Raw genomic sequence first — 18302 nt, 5'->3', positions numbered from 1 at the left:
TATGCAGCTCAGCGTAGACGTCCGCGGGCTTGATGAGGTTATGTCTCGGCTTGACCGCATCACGCCCGGGGCCAAAAAGCAGCTTAGGCAGGCTATGGGCGATGCCGTAAGTTATATCCAGACGTCGGCACGGGAGCATCATAAGTTCATCACGCGCGGAGGCGACGCCGAACGATCCATTAAGACGGCTATCAAGTCGGGTCGTGATAGTCTTGTGGGTACAGTGGGTACAACTCGTAAGGTTACGATATTTCTGCACCAGGGCACGCCGCGGCACCGCATCCAGCCGAGGCGTAAGCTTGCCCTGCGCTGGACAGCCGGCGGCGATTTTGTGTTTGCAAAACGGGTCAATCATCCGGGCACCGATAAGGACCCGTTTTTGTTTGACGCAGCTCATCGTGAGCAACGTCGCGTTATTACGCGGTTTGAGCGGGCGATTGAACGGGCCGTTGGGGAGGTGTAACGATGGAGTTTATCGGGCAAGTCGACATTACGGATAATATCCTCACATGTAGGGATAGTGATATCGCGTACGCCAACGCTTACCTCCATCGCCTGGCCGTCTCTTTTGGCCTTAGCGATGATGAGATACAACTCCCACCGTCTATTGTGGTCCAGCAGCTCGGCAAGGCTATTGCCTGCCGGGAATGTGCTGCGGCCATGGTGGGCTCTGATACGACTGTCATGGTCGACGGCAGCCGCTCGGAGGACATCTATTACCAAAAGTATAAGATGTACGTCCAATTGGCTAAGGACCTTGAGAGCCGCCTGACGTATAAGGATATGGCCATTGACGGCATCGACGGCAGCGGGAAGGGGGGAGTCGGGGTAATTAGGCTATCCCGCGGCTAGTGAACAGATTCCGAAGAATTGCCGATGAAATCCAGGCGATCCTGTCCGAGGAATTCCCAGACGTCGTATGGCGGACGGCCGTCCTCGGCCCGACATACCCTAAGGAGCTTACCGGGTATATCTGCTGCGACTCAATCACGTTTGAGCCGTGTCACAAGACACGGCGGCAGGCATCGGCAACATTTACGATTGAGCTTATCTGCCCCAATCCCAGGGGCAAAGAGATGGACGCGCAATACCTTGAGGACCTCGCGATGGAGGTCAAGGACGTTCTCACCGAAAACGCGACCATCGACGGCTGGGCTGAGGACAGTAACGTCGATAAGGTCGTATTTGCGACGCCGGCCGGTATTGTTAATATTGGGCTGGCTATATTCTCGTTTATAGTTAACTATGCAGATTAGGAGGGCTAAATAATGGCAACACGTACTTACGCAAAACCTACTGACACCGGAGCTATTGCAACGGTAGGCAAGGACTATCTCATCTATCTCAATACGGGCACGTCGGAGGCAACACCGACCTGGACGCTTTTAGGCGGCCAGCGCAGCGGCGACTTGTCTCGTAAGGCGGACTCCATCGACACCAGTAATAAGACGTCCGGCGGCTGGAAGTCGACGCTTGCGGGGCTCCGTGAATGGTCGATTGACCTTGAGTCCGTTGTTATCCTCAACGATGCCGGCGCATTATTCCTGGAGGACGCCTTCAATGATGGCCAGGTGGTGCAAGTTAAGTTTGAGTACCCGGACGGACAATATCGCTCCGGATGGGCGGCTATCACGGACCTCAGCTTATCGACTAAATACGACGATGCCGCTACCATCAAAGGAACGTTGTCCGGCAATGGCCCGCTGTCTGAATTGCAGCCGGCACCGGCTAAATAAGGAGGCCTGACGAATGAAAAAAGTACCTTTTGAGGTCTTTGGCGAAGGCCAGTATATGTATTTTAACATTGCGCGGCTCATGCAGCTTGAGCAGGCTTGCGGCGAGGGTATCAGCAAAATCGTAAGTAAGCAGGAGCTTAATTTAACGGTATTAACGCATATCCTTGTTATTGGTTTGGCGCACCATAAAAAGCGCAATGCCTTGTGGTACGCGCAGCGTATCCAGGAGTTACTCGATGACGGGATGAGCCTCGAGGAGGACCTCTATGTTCCGGCAGTTAAGGCCATTGCCGGCAGTGGTATCCTCGGAAAGGCAGCCTATTATGCAGCATTCCCGGAAGAGATGACCAAAAAAGCGGCTGAGGAAGTGGCCGATGAAAAAAAAGATTAGAGGCGGAGGGAGGCGACGACAAGCCGCCTCCGTCTTTTTTTGAATGGTTAGAATGGGCCGAGGAACAAGCTTACGGGCCCTTAGGCCTTAAGCCCTGGGAATTCTATCGGCTTACACCGATGGAGCTTAACAAGCTGATAGACGGCTATAAGGTGCGTCGGGAGGACCATATGTATGTATGCGCTTGGTACGTCAGTAATATGATGAGCGTCCACACCAAGCGACCAATACAGCCTAAGGACTTGGTCAAGCCGTTTTTACACGATAAGACGCCCGGCGAATTACGCCGGGAAAAAGAAGAGTTTTTGGCGCGATTCCGCCAGCAGAGAGAGGAGGCCGGCTATGGCGACGATTAGCAGTATTATAGTACGGATTGGGGCTAATAGCTCCCAATTAAGGAGCGAGCTGCGGCGTACCAACGCCGAGCTTAAGTCCTCGTTCGGGGAATCCCTAGCCTTGTCCCGAGGCCTGGCCGCGGGTATTGCGGCCGTCGGGGCTAGTTTTTTGGCCTTGAGTGCTAAGATGGTCCAGGCGGCCGGCGGCTTCCAACAGGTAGAGACCGCCATGACAAACATGCTGGGAAGTGCAGCGGAGGCCCAGAACTTACTCGGTAAGTTGCAGGATTTTGCCGCCAAAACGCCGTTTGAATTTGACGACGTGACCCGTGCGACCCAGAAATTCCTAGCCTTCGGATTTACCGCGGACCAAGTCATCCCTACGCTTCGTGCGGTTGGCGATGCCGCTGCCGGCGTCGGCCTTGGCAAAGAGGGCATCGACCGCATCACGATTGCACTTGGCCAGATGGCCGCTAAGGCAAGAGTCCAGAGCGACGAAATGCTCCAGCTGACTGAGGCGGGTATCCCCGCTTGGCAGATGCTGGCCGACAAGATCGGTACATCGGTACCTCAGGCGATGGATATGGTAAAGGATGGCGCGATTGATGCTCAGACCGGCCTCCAGGCACTTGTCGGCGGGATGCAGGAGCGTTTCGGCGGGATGATGGACGCCCAGTCTAAGCAAGTTATGGGCTCGTGGTCCAACATGATGGACGGCATCAGCCAGTCTGCCATTGCGTTAGGCTTGCAGTTATCTGATGCCCTTAACCTGCCCGACCTCTTTTCCACAATCGGTGATTCCCTGCAAGAGTTTGCGGCCCTCGTTAAGGATGAGGGCATCCCTGCGGCCTTGTCTAAGATGATTCCGCCGGAGGTGCAGATCGCCGCGGCGGGCCTTGCGACCGTCCTGACAGTCTCGACGATTCCGGCAATTATGGAGTTTAGCCTCCAGGCGCGACTTGCCGCCGTGCCGCTTCTCGGGTCGTTTGGCAAGGGCTTATCGGCGATTAAGGCGGGGCTTCTCGCGATTCCGCCGGGAGTAGCTGCGGCAACGTCCAGTTTGACCCTATTTAAGGCGGCTGCATCCAGTGCCGGCACGAGTATGGCGGGCCTTGGAACCAGTCTTAAGGCAGGCTTGTCGTCTCTGCCGCAGCTCATTACCGGTTTTGGCCGCTTCCTGATTGCTTTAGGTCCGGTCGGCATCGCGATCGGCGCCGTTGGTATCGCTATTGCGGCGTTTTTGTCCTCCGGGCACAAGATGGAGGGCTTACTTAATGTCGTGCCGGGGACGATGGATGCCGTTAAGATGGCAGGCGAATCCCTGAAACGTTTATGGGGAGAGCTTGGCCAGGCGATTGCCAACTTGGTATCGGCAGCAGCTCCGCTTATTACTGTCTTAGCGACCGTATTTACCGCGGCTATATATGCAATCATCGCCGTCATTAACGTTGTAGTTACGGTCCTGTCCTGGTGGCTTACGATGGTGTCGACCATTATTACCGCCGTTATCGCCACATTTAACATGTTATATGACAAGGTGGCGACGGCCCTCGGTAAGGTTGGCGATGCCTTGAGTAATATGGCCGACTCCATCCTGCCGGCATGGGCTAGTGACGGGCTCAAGACCATCAAGGGCTTTGTGCAGACGGCCATGGGCTGGCTTAATAAGCTCATCAATAAGATATTCCAGACCAATAACGCATTGAGCAATGCGGGTAATAAGATGACACCGGAAGAGCGTGCACGCCGGCAGGCTAATCAGGATACCTACCAAAACGCCCAGACGACCGCCGACGATGATACTGACCACGGAACACCGGACTATTCCCAGTTTAAGAGTGCTGGCGATGCTGATGGCGCTGACGGTGGGAAGGCTATCGGCAAGGGTGGCAGTGCATCCAGTAAGACCAATAACTACGACCCTCGTGAGGGAGCTATCTACAACGCCCAGGCGTTAACCGGTCTTAGCTACGGCACCGGTGAAGGTCAAGTGGTCTGCACAACGTACATTGAAAATGCGTGGGCACAAGCCGGTGTAAGCAACGCTTGGGACCTCGGTCCGAACGCCAATTACTGGGCCCAGAACGCCGGAGGCGCTTTTCACGCTGCCGGCTCCGGGTACGTACCGAAAGCTGGCGACGTTGCTATCACTAACGACGGCGAGGGTGACCCGCAGGGCCATGTCATCATGATCGATGAGAACGGCACCGGCTATTATGCCGCTGGCGGCTCCAAGGGCGTATCTGCCCACTATAACACGGACCACCGGGACGCTTTTGACGTCTACGGCTACATCAGTATGGCCGAATATGCGGGCTTTCAGGACTCCGGCCGCAGTATGAGCCAGCGGCCGCAATTTAATTGGGATCGCAGTGAGTACACGCAGGCAATCCGGGCCGCAGCTACGTCTTACAATCTGGATCCGGCCTTACTTTTGGCCGTAGCCATGCGTGAGAGCGGCGGCGATACTATCGGCGGTCTTACGATGGCCGGCGGTAACGGGGGAGGAATGATGCAAATCCTGAGCCCCGACCAGGACATCTCCGACGGTAACGGCGGCCGCGTCCGCATCGGCGACCTCTATCAGAATTATCAGACCGACGTACTTAGCAATGCTATGGCCGGTGCTGCCATGCTCAAGGATAAGATTGACGCCAACGGCGGCGACACCTGGGCAGGCGTAGCCGATTACTACGGCGGCGCCGATAAGGCCGATTATGCTGCCAAGGTCAAGGCCAATTATGGCAAGGTGCAAGCTGAGGGCGCAAGCTCCGGCGGTAATTTTGTCCAGCAGCAGGCCCAGTATCAGAAACGGATGGCAGAACAGGCTATCCAGACGCATAAGCAGATTGACGACAGTTATGCACAGTCTACGGCGACACAGGCGGAATTAGTTGACCGGAAGTATGATAAGGAGCGCGAAAAACTCGAGGAAACCAAGGCATTTAATGCCAACTATGCCAAGGACAAGGCAAAATTGGACGAGATGTACGCCCAGGAACACCTCAAGGCAGTCGAAGAGGATGCCATGAAAGAACAGCAGCTGCGGGCGAAGGCTCAGGAGATTGCCGGTAACATCAAGACCAATGCTCCGGCCGTCACTGATACGGCCAGCACTAAGGCACTGTCTAAGATGGAGGCCGACTACGATAAGGCCATTGAGTCTATCCGGACCAGGTGGCAGCAGTACGCCGTAGACTATACCAATATGACCGAGTCGCAAAAGGCCCTATTTTTGAAGGCCTTGGATGATGAGGGCGTAGCGTATGAGCTGGCCGCCGATGGGCGGCTCTCTTTCGCGCGGCAGATGTATGCCGAGGAATTGGCCCAGTATAAGGCGTACCTCGACGAGAAAACGGCTTATTATCAGCAGGCTAAGGACATCGAGGCCGATATCGATGAGGCTAAAAACCTCATGTCGCTCGAAAAATTGCAAGAGGTCCTTACCGACGCTAACGCAATCCGTCTCAGTGACTACGAGGCGCAGAAGGCGATGCTGGACACCTACCAAGAGACGTACCTGGCGGCGCATGCCTCGACGGCTCAAATGGTGGCAAGTCTCTATAGTACGGCCTTTGACGGCCTGAGCAGTGCTATCACTGACACGATCATGGGCACTAAGAGCCTCGGCGATGCCTTCCAGGCCCTCGGCAAGTCGCTTATCCAGGTCGTCGTCCAATTTTACGCAAAACAGTTGGCCGGTATGTTGGTCAATAGCGCTATGGCCAAGGCTCAATCGTCGGCAGCGGTAGCACAGACAGCCGCGGAAGGCGCGGCCATGTCGGCGGCACTCGGCCCGGCAGCATTTTTCAAACTCGTTCTTAGCCCGGCTTCGGCCGGCGTGGCTATGGGGCTCTTGTCGACGGGTACGTCGGCAGCCTTGGGCACCTCTATGGCGGGAGCTTTGGCCGGCGGTACGTGGTCCGGTAAACAGGCCGCCTTACAGCGAGCGCCGTGGAACAACCTCCCGAAGCTTGCTACCGGCGGTATCACTAAGGGCTCGACAGTCGCCATGATCGGCGAGGGCCGTCACGATGAGGCCGTCCTGCCGTTATCCCGCGATAAGTTTGAGCAGTTGGGCCTTATCGACAAGGACCCCAAGGCGGTCAATAACGTGTCGCTTAACGTGAACGCCCTGGACTCCGCATCCTTCGTCGATTTCTTGCGTAACGGGGGACTTGATACCATCCGGCAGGCCATTTTTGAAAACGACCGTAACTTCGGCACTGAGGCAGGTGTATTCTAATGCGGAAATTCCCGATTGAGATAAATAAGCTCGCATGGTCCAGCTCAAAAAGCATGAAGTGGAATACGGAAGTGCAGACATCGGGCAGCGGTAAAGTACGCACGATGACCAACCAACTGCTGCCCAACTGGACCATTGAAACAAAATTTGCATATTTAACCGATGATGAGTACCGTAAATTATTCGGCTTTGTGGCCCTCGTCAAGGGGGCCTTTGAGCCGTTTTTGTGGCTCGATCCTGACGACCAAAAGGAGACCCGGAGCGCATTGCCAATGGTGACGCCCGGGACGTATCAGGCAGTTATGAGGCTAGGCCCTTACGTAGAGCCCGTCGAGTACATTGACCAGGTCCGCGTATACGTCGATGGCGTAGAGCAGAGCCCGACAAAGTACACCGTCAACAATGGCTATATCGTATTTAAGGCGGCCCCGGTCTCGACGGCCGTCGTCACAGCCGATTATCGGTATTGGTGGCGGGTCATGTTCAAGGATGATGGCATAACGACGGAACGCATTTTTGAAAAAATTAGCAAAACTAAAAGTTTTAAGCTTACAACAGTGAGGTGAGTGGCATGAAAACAGTATCGAAAGAACTGGAAACATATCTCAATACGGAGAAAAATATAACATGTTGCGACCTCTATGAGCTAACCTTATATAACGGTACTCGCTACTATTATGCCGATACTGATATGGATATAAGCTATGACGGCCATATCTACCGGCATGACATGTTATTGATTAAGCGTAACCAGATCAAGCTTAACAGCAGCGTCGTTGTTGATACGATGACCGTTACCATCAACGCCGATACGCGGGATAAGCTCGGCAGTACGCCAGTACTCCAGGCGGCCCATGACGGACTACTGGACCGGGCGCACATCCAGTTGCGGCGGTGCTTTTTCCGCGACAAGACCATTATCGGCAGCATCTCCCTTTTCGGCGGGACGGCTGAGGTTAAGAGTGCCGGCGGTATCAAGCTCCAGTTAAGCGTCAAAGCTAAGACGCAGGGCCTTAATATGCAATTCCCCGTGCGTCGCTACTACCCTCAGGGGACGTACTCGGCTAACGATAAGAGCCAGGTTATATCGTCGAGAGATACCGACGATACTTGCCTTATCGCGCCGTTCGTGCCGCGGAAAGAGGTGCTTATATGATGAGTACCGGGGAGCGTATCGCAAAGGCTGCCTTGCCGTGGCTGGGGACGCCTCACGTTAATCAGGCCCGCGTCCGCGGCATCGGCGTAGACTGCGGGATGCTCTTAATAGGCGCCTTGGAGGACGCTGGCATCGTCGAGCGGGACGCTATCAAGATAGCACCATACTCCAATGAGTGGCACTTACATCATTCCGAGGAGTGGTTTTTAAGCTACGTCCGGCAGTACTGCGACCGCATCAGCGAGGCTGATATGGCTGCCGGAGACTTCCTGCTCTATCAATTCGGCCGGTGTGTGTCTCACGCTGGTATCTACCTTGGCCAGGGCCGCATCATCCATGCAGTAGTAGACCAGGGCGTTATCTTATCAGACCTTACCGACATCATGTTTTTGGACGGCCATGGAGCGAGTCGGCTCCGTGGCGTATACCGCTTCCGGGAGGTGACTTAGATGGGCTTATTCCGTGGGCACACGACGACAATTAGAGGCAACAAGATATCGGATTTTACCGTTGGCACGGCCGAGTACGGTGCGACGGTGCCGGAAATCTTAGGTACTACCCGCGTGAGCGGTAACGTTATCTATTATGACGATTTTACGGCCCACGAGCATCGGGAGACACAACGATCCGGCAAGGGCGGTAAGAGCAAGACCGTTACCGTCTCTTACACGTACACGGTCGCCTTGCTTATGGGGCTCTGCGAGGGGCCTATCAGCGGCCTCAAGCGGGTCTGGGTAGGCAAGGACATCTATAACTACCCTGATGACGCTATCCAGTTAACACTGTATAAGGGGACCACTAATCAGGCTCCCTGGGCCTACACGCAAGGTAAGCATCCGGACAAGGCATTATCATACTCTGGACTTGCTTACGTAGCCGGCGTCATCGACCTCGGGGATAGCGGGTCCGTACCTAACTATAATTTTGAGGTCGCCGGCAAATTGCTGGAAACCGGTGACGGCGTCGACGTCAACCCTGCCGACTACATCCGGTATGTACTGGACCGCGTCGGCCTCAATAACGTCGAGATTGTAGGCCTCGATAACTATCGCAAGTATTGCAAGGCCGCTGATCTCTTGATATCGACGCCGTCGGACGATACCGCATCCAAGACGGCCCGCGATATCATCAATGAGATTGCGACACTTACCAATGCCTATGTATTTTGGTCCAATGACCAGTTTAAAATTATACCCCTCGACGACCGGTCGTATAACGGCTGGACACCTAACCGCACAGTATTATATGACCTTACCGCCGATGACTTTATCCCTCAAAGCGGCGGGGCCCTTGTCACGTACCAGCGCAAGGACTCGGCGGAAGTCTACAATCAGTACCCCGTCGAATTTATTAACCGCGCAAACGGTTATGAGCGTGAGACCGTCAGTTACGCCGTTACACAGGACATTGCAGATTACGGCCTCAGGCAGGCCAATACGACACAGGCCCATTACCTCTACACTAAGGAGCGGGCCGTAAAACTCGCCGAGTCGTTAGCGCGTAAAGGTAAGTACGAGCGCAACAAGTATACTTTTAAGCTTGATTGGTCCTTCTGCCGGCTCGAAGTCGGGGACCTGGTAACACTGACCGACGCTAACTGCGGCCTTGACCGGCAGGTCGTACTCATCGACAGCGTTACCGAGGGCACAGACGGACTGCTCACATTTACGGCGATTTCGCGGCCGGCCGGCAACTACAGCGCGGCAACGTATGACGTCCATGATACTGACAGGCCTTATATTAACTATAACGTCACGGCACCGGATATTGCCAAGCCGGTCATCTTGCAGCCGCCGGCAGACATTACGTCGGTCGGGTGCGAGGTGTGGATCGGCGCCAAGGGTTCCGGCGACATGTGGGGCGGCTGCGACGTATATGTCAGTGACGACAATGCCCACTACCGCATAGCCGGCCAAATCACGACGACGGCCCGCATCGGGACGTTAGCCGTAGCCGTTAATGCAACAAACACCACTATCGAGGTAGCCACTGACGGCACATTTCTGTCCGGGACTGCACAAGATGCAGACCGGGGCAATACCTTATGTTGGCTTGATGGGGAGTGCATCTCTTATGAGGTCGCTAACCTGCTTAATAACGGGCATTACCAGTTTACCGGATGCCGGCGCGGCCAGTACAACACGACCGCCCGCAGTCACTCCACCGGCGCGGGATTTGCCCGGATGGATAGCGCCCTACTCCGATTACCCTACCGCAAGGAGGATATCGGCAAAAAAATCTGGCTAAAATTTCCGTCTTACAATATTTTCGGCAGCGGCAATCAGAGCTTGGCCGACGTCCGGGCCTACGAGTACACGATCCTGCCGTATTACATTCCCGCGGTCAAGGAGCTCCGGGCCTATAACCGCTATCGTCAGATGCAGGACGGCGTATCGCGGCATGACATTGTCGTTACCTGGACGCCGCCGGACCTACAGAGTTACCTAAGTGGTGAGGTCTGGTACAAGACCGACCACCAGCAGGCCGAGTACATCGTCATCAAAGAGGGCACGCCTGCCGACCAGATGGGCTATGATGGTGAGTGGATTTTCGGCGGATCCGGTAAGGATCAGGTCGTCATCCCGCAGGCTATCGTAGGCGACACCTATCGTATCTGCGTCTGTACTAAGGACGAGTGGGGGGCGTCTACGTCTCCGGATATGGCGCCGTCAGTCGATATCCGGGTCGCCATGAAAACGACGATCCCCAACGTACCGGACGGTTTTGCCGTCGAGTTTGGGGCTACGGCCGTTGTGTCCTGGAATGAGGTCACTAACAGCGATATCGCGTATTATGAGGTACGCGATAACACCAACCCAGGCGATCTTACGGGCCTCTTGGTGACGACTAACAGCCTATCAGCTCATGTAACACTGTTAAGCCGATCCGGGACGCTCTACCTCTACGCCCGTAACGCGCTTGGCAAGTACAGTAATCCGGCCGTGTTGACCTACCATAAGGAGCTTCCGCCGACACCTAAAGTGCCGACGCTGACGACGATGCTCCGCGGTTTTGGCGTCCGCGCTGAGGCAATCCCTAATGGCTGTATTGGCATGATCGTCTATATCAACGAGGACGTCAGTCTCAAGACAGTCAATAACGCACTATCATACACCTGCGATGCCGGTGTGTATAATGTCTGCATTGCCTATTACGACCTCTTTGGGGAGGGCCGTAAATCTCCGGCGGACTCGGTCGTGGTTAAGGCTATGATTGACGAGAGCTTACTTGACGCGGAGGCCGTGTCTCTTGATAAGGTTGATAAGGCTCTGAAAGAGGCCATTGAGAGCGGGGTCGAGGCCAAAAAGAGCGTTATATCGTTAGTAGGCGACCTTAATAATAAGGACGGTGCCAACAAGTACTCTGCATTGGTCCAGTTACAGGACGCCATGGAAGCCCGTGTTGAGGATACCGAGAATCATCTCATTAGCAAAATTAACATGTCGCCGGAGACGATTACGATAGCCAGTAATCTTATCCACATTACCGGCGATACACTGATTGATAATAATGTTATTACCAAGGGGATGCTGGCGGCCGGATCTGTCACGGCAGACAAGCTGTACGCCGGAGACATCGCACTAGAGAGAGCCCTCCGGATCATCGGCGGGGCCGTAACGCTTAGCGAGGACGGCCTGACGACTCGGATGGATAACGGGTCGGCCGTAACATTTAATACGTTGGGTATGCGATATATAGATAGCAACGGTACGGCATTTGCCGGAATTGGCCGTTTCTGTACTGGCACTGCGACGGACGGGCAGTATGTCAAATTTAACGCGCCCTGGGACGTCACACCGCGCGTCATGCTGGTCCCCATCGAGATCCAGACGGCGGACGCAAACTACGAGCGCGTCAATATCTATCAGCGCATCCAAGCGTATGACATCTCTGCCAACGGCTTCCGGGTCGAGTGTAAGAGCATCCTCGGCGGCGGGTCCAGTGCAACCGATACGCCCGTTAATAGACGCCTCTGGACATGGGACGCCACCAAAACTGGGCGCTATGTCAAGACTAATACAGTCTGGCGAGATGATGGCAGCTATACATACACACCGCCGGCAGGTGCGTCGCGCCTAACATTTACGGTTCGCGGACACATAGATCCCGTTAAATTTAACGATAAGGACTGGGGGGCTGCGGGTGAGTGGTACCTGACAATAAGCACCAAAAATGGGGACCGGAATTATGGGGCTATTTTGGGTATGTCCTGCGAAATCCGATGGAGAGATGGTAAGGCTACTCCGGGAGAAGCCACCTTCACGGGCGACGTATCCTTTCCGGCAAACACGCCGATTACATTCCGCATGTACTACACCAGTCATGACAGCGTTCCCGGCGACTATATGAATGGTCGTGCCCACACGGGGTACATGGACCTTGTCTCCATCTCGTACTCGACGTCCAGCGAGACAGTCCTTAAGCGGGGGAAGGTTATGTTCCTCGCGACGGACCCCAACACCGTGCCATATACATTGCAGTAAGGAGGTAGACCGTGAAAAGACAAGCATTCCAGCCCGGAGAAATCCGGGACGAAAACGACAATATCATACGCCCCGGGGTATACAACAAGCATACCCCGTTTGCGACTGCCGACAATGAGGGCGTTGTCGACCACATCATTAACAATTTTGAGGCTCTGCACGAGGCTACGGCCTCATTAGACGACTCGGCTGCCGCCTTGCAGCAGACGGACGAGGCCTTACAGACGGATATCAATAATCTGCGGGACTCCGTTAACACTGCTGGCTATGTACGCCGGACGGGCACCGAGACTATTACCGGGGACAAAACATTATCCGGGGACGTCACGATGACGGGCGTTACCTCGGTCCCCACCGCAAATCAGGGCAATAGTAGCAAGGCTATTGCCAACACGGAGTTTGTGGCGCGGTCTCTCGCGGCCTTGGTTAACTCGGCCCCAGAGACCCTTAATACGCTCGATGAGCTGGCCAAGGCCCTCGGCAACGACCCCAACTTCGCGGCGACCGTCGCGGCCAGTCTCGGCAAAAAGGCCGATGCCCAAGAGGTAGAGGACACGTATCTGACTAAGGTACAGCACGTTAACGACGGCCATTATATCCAACGTAACACCGCGTATCAAGTCGGCGACGTCCTCCAATCGCCTAACCTGCCGCCCGGGTATATCATCATTGTTACGCAGGCCGGTACGACTGGCAGCACGGAACCTGATTGGCAGACGATAAAAAGTAACATGGGGGGGTAAATAACTTTGGAAGTATTAAGTTTGTCGTTAAAAATTTAAGGTGTCGGCACGAGGTCGGCGACATCGTGCCCAAAGTCGGAGAGCCTAAAACGTATGAGTATTTGATGCTGGCAGACGGCAGTAGCTTCGACCGGGCACGCTATCCACAGTTAGCTGAGATTTTTTCAGATGGCCGGTTGCCAAATCTCAACGACGGCCGCTTCCTCGAGGGCAGTACAACGGCGGGGACGGCCAAGGGCGCGGGGCTGCCGAACATTACCGGTATTGATGGATTACACGCGCCTAATAGATGGACGACAATCCCGACGATTACAGATAACGCGGCAGGAGCATTAAAAGCTGATGGCCATCTGTTTAGAAAAGGCACAAAAATACATGTTCCACTAGTAGAAAATACGTTAACAACACTTACTTCCGATCTATATGGTGGTGTTGGTTTTGACGCCTCAAAGTCTAATCCTATATACGGCGCATCCGACACGGTACAGCCCAAATCTTATACAGTTAAGTACTATATCTGCTACGCCTAAGGAGGGATATTATGCAAGACGGTACAATGACCGCCGAGGTGCGGTCTCTGCAAGACGCTTATCGGCGAATAGAGGAGTTGGCTAAGATAGTTGATTCTAAACTAGCGTCGTCGGATATTATTGAATTATCTGCCATGACAAAAACGTCAATAAAAGGCGGTTTTAGCATGTATTTACATATTAACGTGCCCATTGGTTATAAGGTTATTACAACGTATCCAGCATGTCATTGCAGCGGGTCTGAAGATGCTTATGTCACTGATAGAATATGGGATAATGCTGAAAAAAATATTATCTTCTACGTCCATAACCCTAGCGGGGCGTCGTTGTCTATTGGATTTTCATTGTATGCAGTAAAGCAGAAATAAGGAGGCAATAACAATGCCAACAACATTCAAAGACGGTAGTGTAACCGCCGTTATTACAAAATCGGGGGGGGGTAATAAGTGGCGTCATAGTGCCGTTTTCTGGTACTTTTGAGGCGGGCTATCCCATCGATCGGAACACCGGTAAGCCAGATAAGGAATGGCACCTCTGCGACGGGACGCAAGGGACGCCCGACCTCCGAGGCAAATTTCTGCTGGCAGGTAATGGCGGCAATACCGGGGATACCGGCGGAAGTGACAATGTAACGCATGCCCATTTAACGGCTATGGGTTTCGACGATAATGGCGTATTTTTTGGCTATGGAGGGAATACCAACGAACCAGCTTTTGGGAGCAAGGTATTTAATAATACCCATGTAATGACAGCATACAAAGATAGTAGCTCTACAAATGGCTCTGTCCGTGTTGCTTATACCGAGTCTCAGACGTTATCTACCATGCCGCCCTATTACGTTATCTCGTACATCATGAAATTATAGTTAGGAGAATGCTATGAACGAGCATGAATTATGTATTAAGCTGGACCGCATCGACGCCCAGCTCACGACGCTCAACCGGGAAGTCGTCAAGGCCATCGAGTCGAGCCGGTCGGCTCACCACCGCATCGACGACCTAAAAAGGTCGATTTGCTGGACGCTAGGGACGTCCGTCACGGTCGTGGGGATATTTGCCAGTATCCTCACGGCTTTTTTGCAGTCCATCTAAGGAGGTGGTAACTATGATTGAGAGAGTCAACATCACTGATTGTATTGTATTGGTCGGGCTCGTCGTAGCCTTACTATTGGCCATGTATAACGGCCTGAATGAGCTGGCCACTAGTATCGCCAGCGGCTTATTAGGTTACGTAGGCGGCTCGGTTAATAAGACCGCCAAGAGAGGAGACGATAAGTTATGAGGGTATTTCTCAATCCTGGGCACGACACCAAGTACGACAGCGGTGCCGTACACCTTGACGCCAATGGCAACGTCGACCTGAGAGAGTGCGATGTCGCTCTCCAGATTGGTGAGGCCGTCAAGCGCTACTTTGAGGCTGCCGGCTGCGAGTGCTGCTTAATGCAGAGCGACAACTTAGCACCGTCAATCGTCGGCCGCAGTCAGTACTCCGACCGGCAGGGCCTCACCGTCACCGAGACGGCCAATAACTGGGGAGCTGACGTGTTTGTCAGCATTCACTGCAATGCCTTCAACGGCTCGGCCCGCGGCACGGAAACAGAGTGCTACAGCCGGATGAGTAACGGTGGTGCGCTCGCCCAGTGCATCCAGGACCAACTTGTAAGCTCTATCAATACTATCGATAGGGGAGTCCGGGAGCGTCCTGACTTGCTGGCATTGCAGCACACCGCAATGCCGGCTGTCTTGGTGGAGGTCGCATTTATCGATAATGATGCCGATGCCGCGCTCTTAGTCAACAACTGGGACGACATCGCCCGAGCTATCGCCCGCGGCGTAACAGACTATCAATGTATGCAGTAAAGGAGGCCTGCTAATGGACGATTACGAGGCGTTTGTGGACAAATTCAAGCCTAAATTAACAACCGACGATTGCTATACACCGCCTGAAATCTATGAGGCAGTAAAAAACTGGGCCATAAAAGAATACCACTGGGAAGGACGCGCTATTGTGCGTCCTTTTTACCCGGGCGGAGACTATGAGCACTACAATTATCCGGAGAATTGCGTCGTCATTGACAATCCGCCATTCTCGATTATCAGCCGGATAGCCAGGACCTATAAGGAGCGGGGAATCGACTATTTTCTTTTTGCGCCGCATCTAACGTTATTATCTATTAAGGCTGCTACGTGTCATATAGGGGTGGGCTGTAATATTACTTACGATAATGGGGCCATCGTCCAGACTAGTTTTGTGGCCTCGGAAGGGCCCATCGTTAGAAGTTGCCCGGAGTTGTACGAGTTGATAGAGGACATCCAAAAAACGGGGAAAAGCAATAAAAAAGAGCTCCCTAAGTACATCTATCCGGAGGCGCTGATGACGTCCAGTAAATTGGCTAATTATAGTAGGTATGGAGTGACATACGAGTCTGACGGCGTATGGGTCGGGAGGCTGGACGCCCAAAGGCCGCACAAAAAAACAATATTTGGCGGTGGTATGCTTGTCCCCTGGGGGGGGGCAATGCAGGCGGCGAAGGCAATGCAGGCGGCGAAGGCAAAACCCATTGTCTGGGAATTGTCCCCGGAAGAAGAGCAGATTATAGCAGCATTACAAGCTAAGGAGGAATTACAATGAGTAAATGGGTAGACATAAGAGACAGCGTATTAGAGGTATTAGACGTCGATAACGTAACAGAGGAGGTTAAGCAGCAGCTGACCACCAACTTAATCAATAACGGGCTGCCGGCCATCGAGGCCGTCGCCAACAAGTTTGTCGGGCAGATCCAGGCTCAGGCCAAGGATGAACGCGGCTGGACCAAGGTACGCGATCAAGTCATTTTGCCGCTTATCATCTCCGGATGCTTATGGGCGGCCAAGTTGGCACTCAATAAGAGTGTCCAGCAGCCTAAACAATAATATAGTATTATAGGAGCCCTGCGGGTCGGTATTTTACGCCGATGCTGCGGGGCTCTATTTTTTTATTTTCTAGCCCCTATAAAAGTGTGTATTTATTTTAAAATAAGTGTGTATTAAGTATTGACAATATACACACACTATGGTATTATATAATCAAGGAAGGGGAAACAAGAACTCCCGAACTAATCTTTAACGCAACCGCCAATAGGAAGGTCGCAAAGGAGGAACTAAAATGAAATTAACAAAGGAAATCGCAAGAAAACATGGTTTTAACTGGACGGAAGAAATCGAGGGGAAAGAATATATGTTGAATATCAACCTCGACCCGCATTACACGCTTGATGGAGAAACTTCATACTTCAGTGCCGTACTGATTGGCTCTGAAATCGAAGACGAAGACGATATTGAAACTATTTTCGTCGGTTATCCCCGCCGGGATGAAGTACCGGAAGAACCGAATGAATGGGACGACATCTACGATAGCGACGCACCTTTTGTTTACTAAAAAAATGAAGAAAAACTGGCGGTCAGAAATGGCCGCCTTTTATAATCGATGATTAATGCCTACACTTAGCAACTGTTAAGGGCTTGTAGACATATCCCCGGTAATGCTATAATGTGTGTATAATATTGTTGATTTATACGCATTGATAAGGGGGAGAAAAGTAATGAATAAAGTTACTAAAAGAAAAAATATATACATGAATGACCCGCTGGTAAAGCTTTCCGAAAAAATGGATAGCTTTAAAGGGGGATTCTCCCGCCGCCTGGGAGAAATTGTCGAAAGGTACGGAATTTTGCTTGACCTTGAACCAATCCCTGAATTTTCCCCGGAAGATCTTGTCATCGTTAATTCCGTGGTATCTAGCGATTATGTAACCGCGCGTACCGTAGAGTCGTTACATATCGATGTGCGGTATTCTGAGGCGGGATCAGACGCCGAAAGAAATATCTTGTCCCAAAAAATCGAAAGATTAACGCCGGGACAGCGACTGGTATTGATAGAAAGGGCGTGCGGCAAAGATGGCGAATAACATGATAGAGCGCACCTGCCGCAGGTGCGGGGGTATTTTCATAGGAGGGCCGCGGGCTTGGTACTGCCCCGCATGTAGAGAAATTAAAAAAAAAGAATATAAAACACGATCTTTAGCTCGCCAAAAGATGGGAATAGCGGTAAAGATTGGAATTTCTCGCCGCAAATGCGAGGTTTGCGGCGCTGAATATATCGTTCAATCGCCCAATCAAAAATACTGCAAAAGGTGTGCGCCTGAAGCCTATAAGGCTGTTGACGCGGCACAGTCTCGGCAGTATTGCCGAGAAAATAGGCCAAAAATTAACGACCGGAAACGGAAAAATTATAAAAGAAAAGATCGTCACTGCATAATATGCGGAGCCCCGATATACAATGATAACAAAAAGCTATGCAGTGACGAATGTAGAAAAAAAATGGAGGCGATATATTACCAACGAGTAAACTACAAAAGGGGAAAGCGAAAACGACCACCGGAAGAAGCCCCATTTGAAAAGTAATTTGACAAAAATAAAAATCATGATATAATGAAGTTAAGCAAGGGCATCTCGATCATTCGAGATGTAGTCGCATCTCGTGAGGGGTGCGCGGATTGAAACATGTACGGGAAAAGCATCATCCTTTTTGGATGGTGCTTTTCCCGTGCTTTTGGGTGCATCCGTTTAAATTTGCCCTATTTTGGCCCTATTTTGGGACCTGATACAATATAATCGGCTTGGATATCGCATATATTGACCTT

General features: G+C 52.7%; 24 protein-coding genes. All 24 read left to right on the top strand.

Annotation, left to right across the window (positions count from 1 at the left end; all coding sequences use genetic code 11):
* Nucleotide 1 precedes the first annotated feature (1 nt).
* The 24 genes from TX77_RS02040 to TX77_RS14310 all read left to right on the top strand — a co-directional run bounded on the left by TX77_RS02040 (nucleotide 2) and on the right by TX77_RS14310 (nucleotide 18063).
* Complete coding sequence (locus TX77_RS02040; protein WP_044503176.1) at nucleotides 2-463, top strand: hypothetical protein; 462 nt, start codon at nucleotides 2-4, stop codon at nucleotides 461-463.
* A gap of 2 nt (nucleotides 464-465) precedes the next feature.
* Nucleotides 466-852 (top strand): hypothetical protein, encoded by a 387-nt coding sequence (locus tag TX77_RS02035; protein WP_044503175.1) that lies wholly within the window; start codon nucleotides 466-468, stop codon nucleotides 850-852.
* On the top strand, nucleotides 852-1256 hold the full coding sequence (locus tag TX77_RS02030; RefSeq protein ID WP_230198004.1) for a hypothetical protein: 405 nt from the start codon (nucleotides 852-854) through the stop codon (nucleotides 1254-1256). Before TX77_RS02035 ends, TX77_RS02030 begins: the two co-directional genes overlap by 1 nt.
* Before the next feature lie 12 nt (nucleotides 1257-1268).
* Nucleotides 1269-1736 (top strand): phage tail tube protein, encoded by a 468-nt coding sequence (locus TX77_RS02025; protein ID WP_044503173.1) that lies wholly within the window; start codon nucleotides 1269-1271, stop codon nucleotides 1734-1736.
* Nucleotides 1737-1749: 13 nt separating this feature from the next.
* The gene (locus TX77_RS02020; RefSeq protein WP_044503172.1) at nucleotides 1750-2127 is read left to right on the top strand and encodes a hypothetical protein; all 378 of its coding nucleotides are present in this window, start codon (nucleotides 1750-1752) and stop codon (nucleotides 2125-2127) included.
* A 170-nt stretch (nucleotides 2128-2297) separates the two neighbouring features.
* On the top strand, nucleotides 2298-2483 hold the full coding sequence (locus tag TX77_RS02015; protein WP_044503171.1) for a hypothetical protein: 186 nt from the start codon (nucleotides 2298-2300) through the stop codon (nucleotides 2481-2483).
* The gene (locus TX77_RS02010; RefSeq protein WP_081651676.1) at nucleotides 2470-6708 is read left to right on the top strand and encodes a tape measure protein; all 4239 of its coding nucleotides are present in this window, start codon (nucleotides 2470-2472) and stop codon (nucleotides 6706-6708) included. The genes TX77_RS02015 and TX77_RS02010 overlap by 14 nt, the downstream gene beginning before the upstream one ends.
* Nucleotides 6709-6761: 53 nt before the next feature.
* Nucleotides 6762-7274 carry a DUF2460 domain-containing protein gene (locus TX77_RS02005; protein ID WP_230198003.1) on the top strand — a complete coding sequence of 171 codons (513 nt, stop codon included), beginning with the start codon at nucleotides 6762-6764 and terminating at the stop codon, nucleotides 7272-7274.
* Nucleotides 7275-7279: 5 nt separating this feature from the next.
* The gene (locus TX77_RS02000) at nucleotides 7280-7864 is read left to right on the top strand and encodes a baseplate hub domain-containing protein (protein WP_044503168.1); all 585 of its coding nucleotides are present in this window, start codon (nucleotides 7280-7282) and stop codon (nucleotides 7862-7864) included.
* A complete protein-coding gene (locus TX77_RS01995) occupies nucleotides 7861-8313 on the top strand; it encodes a C40 family peptidase (RefSeq protein WP_230198002.1) in 453 nt (150 codons plus the stop codon). Before TX77_RS02000 ends, TX77_RS01995 begins: the two co-directional genes overlap by 4 nt.
* Entirely contained in the window at nucleotides 8314-12348 is a 4035-nt protein-coding gene (locus tag TX77_RS01990; RefSeq protein WP_049917268.1) for a phage tail protein, read from the top strand.
* Between the two features lie 11 nt (nucleotides 12349-12359).
* Entirely contained in the window at nucleotides 12360-13091 is a 732-nt protein-coding gene (locus TX77_RS12875) for a hypothetical protein (RefSeq protein WP_049917267.1), read from the top strand.
* 65 nt (nucleotides 13092-13156) lie between these two features.
* Nucleotides 13157-13621: a hypothetical protein gene (locus TX77_RS01980; RefSeq protein WP_044503167.1), complete on the top strand. Its 465-nt coding sequence runs from the start codon at nucleotides 13157-13159 to the stop codon at nucleotides 13619-13621.
* Nucleotides 13622-13632: 11 nt separating this feature from the next.
* The gene (locus TX77_RS01975; protein ID WP_044503166.1) at nucleotides 13633-13989 is read left to right on the top strand and encodes a hypothetical protein; all 357 of its coding nucleotides are present in this window, start codon (nucleotides 13633-13635) and stop codon (nucleotides 13987-13989) included.
* 89 nt (nucleotides 13990-14078) lie between these two features.
* On the top strand, nucleotides 14079-14486 hold the full coding sequence (locus TX77_RS01970) for a hypothetical protein (RefSeq protein ID WP_044503165.1): 408 nt from the start codon (nucleotides 14079-14081) through the stop codon (nucleotides 14484-14486).
* Nucleotides 14487-14499: 13 nt separating this feature from the next.
* Nucleotides 14500-14712, top strand: coding sequence for a hypothetical protein (locus TX77_RS01965; RefSeq protein WP_044503164.1), 213 nt, complete (start codon nucleotides 14500-14502; stop codon nucleotides 14710-14712).
* Between the two features lie 13 nt (nucleotides 14713-14725).
* Entirely contained in the window at nucleotides 14726-14902 is a 177-nt protein-coding gene (locus TX77_RS13785; protein ID WP_195891152.1) for a hypothetical protein, read from the top strand.
* Nucleotides 14899-15480: an N-acetylmuramoyl-L-alanine amidase family protein gene (locus TX77_RS01960; protein WP_044503163.1), complete on the top strand. Its 582-nt coding sequence runs from the start codon at nucleotides 14899-14901 to the stop codon at nucleotides 15478-15480. Before TX77_RS13785 ends, TX77_RS01960 begins: the two co-directional genes overlap by 4 nt.
* A 13-nt stretch (nucleotides 15481-15493) precedes the next feature.
* Nucleotides 15494-16252, top strand: a complete 759-nt coding sequence (locus tag TX77_RS01955) for a hypothetical protein (RefSeq protein WP_044503162.1) — start codon at nucleotides 15494-15496, stop codon at nucleotides 16250-16252.
* Nucleotides 16249-16533, top strand: a complete 285-nt coding sequence (locus tag TX77_RS01950; RefSeq protein ID WP_044503161.1) for a hypothetical protein — start codon at nucleotides 16249-16251, stop codon at nucleotides 16531-16533. The genes TX77_RS01955 and TX77_RS01950 overlap by 4 nt, the downstream gene beginning before the upstream one ends.
* Before the next feature lie 232 nt (nucleotides 16534-16765).
* The gene (locus TX77_RS01945) at nucleotides 16766-17038 is read left to right on the top strand and encodes a hypothetical protein (protein ID WP_044503160.1); all 273 of its coding nucleotides are present in this window, start codon (nucleotides 16766-16768) and stop codon (nucleotides 17036-17038) included.
* Nucleotides 17039-17201: 163 nt separating this feature from the next.
* Nucleotides 17202-17567, top strand: a complete 366-nt coding sequence (locus tag TX77_RS01940; RefSeq protein ID WP_044503159.1) for a hypothetical protein — start codon at nucleotides 17202-17204, stop codon at nucleotides 17565-17567.
* A gap of 146 nt (nucleotides 17568-17713) precedes the next feature.
* A complete protein-coding gene (locus tag TX77_RS13985) occupies nucleotides 17714-17917 on the top strand; it encodes a hypothetical protein (protein WP_230198001.1) in 204 nt (67 codons plus the stop codon).
* The gene (locus TX77_RS14310) at nucleotides 17866-18063 is read left to right on the top strand and encodes a DUF2116 family Zn-ribbon domain-containing protein (RefSeq protein WP_420891006.1); all 198 of its coding nucleotides are present in this window, start codon (nucleotides 17866-17868) and stop codon (nucleotides 18061-18063) included. The genes TX77_RS13985 and TX77_RS14310 overlap by 52 nt, the downstream gene beginning before the upstream one ends.
* The last annotated feature ends 239 nt before the right edge of the window (nucleotides 18064-18302 follow it).

Source organism: Megasphaera massiliensis (genome assembly GCF_000455225.1).
Taxonomy (GTDB): Bacteria; Bacillota; Negativicutes; order Veillonellales; family Megasphaeraceae; genus Megasphaera; species Megasphaera massiliensis.
Note: the sequence above shows the minus strand (reverse complement) of the source record. Positions and strands in the feature narration are given on the sequence as shown.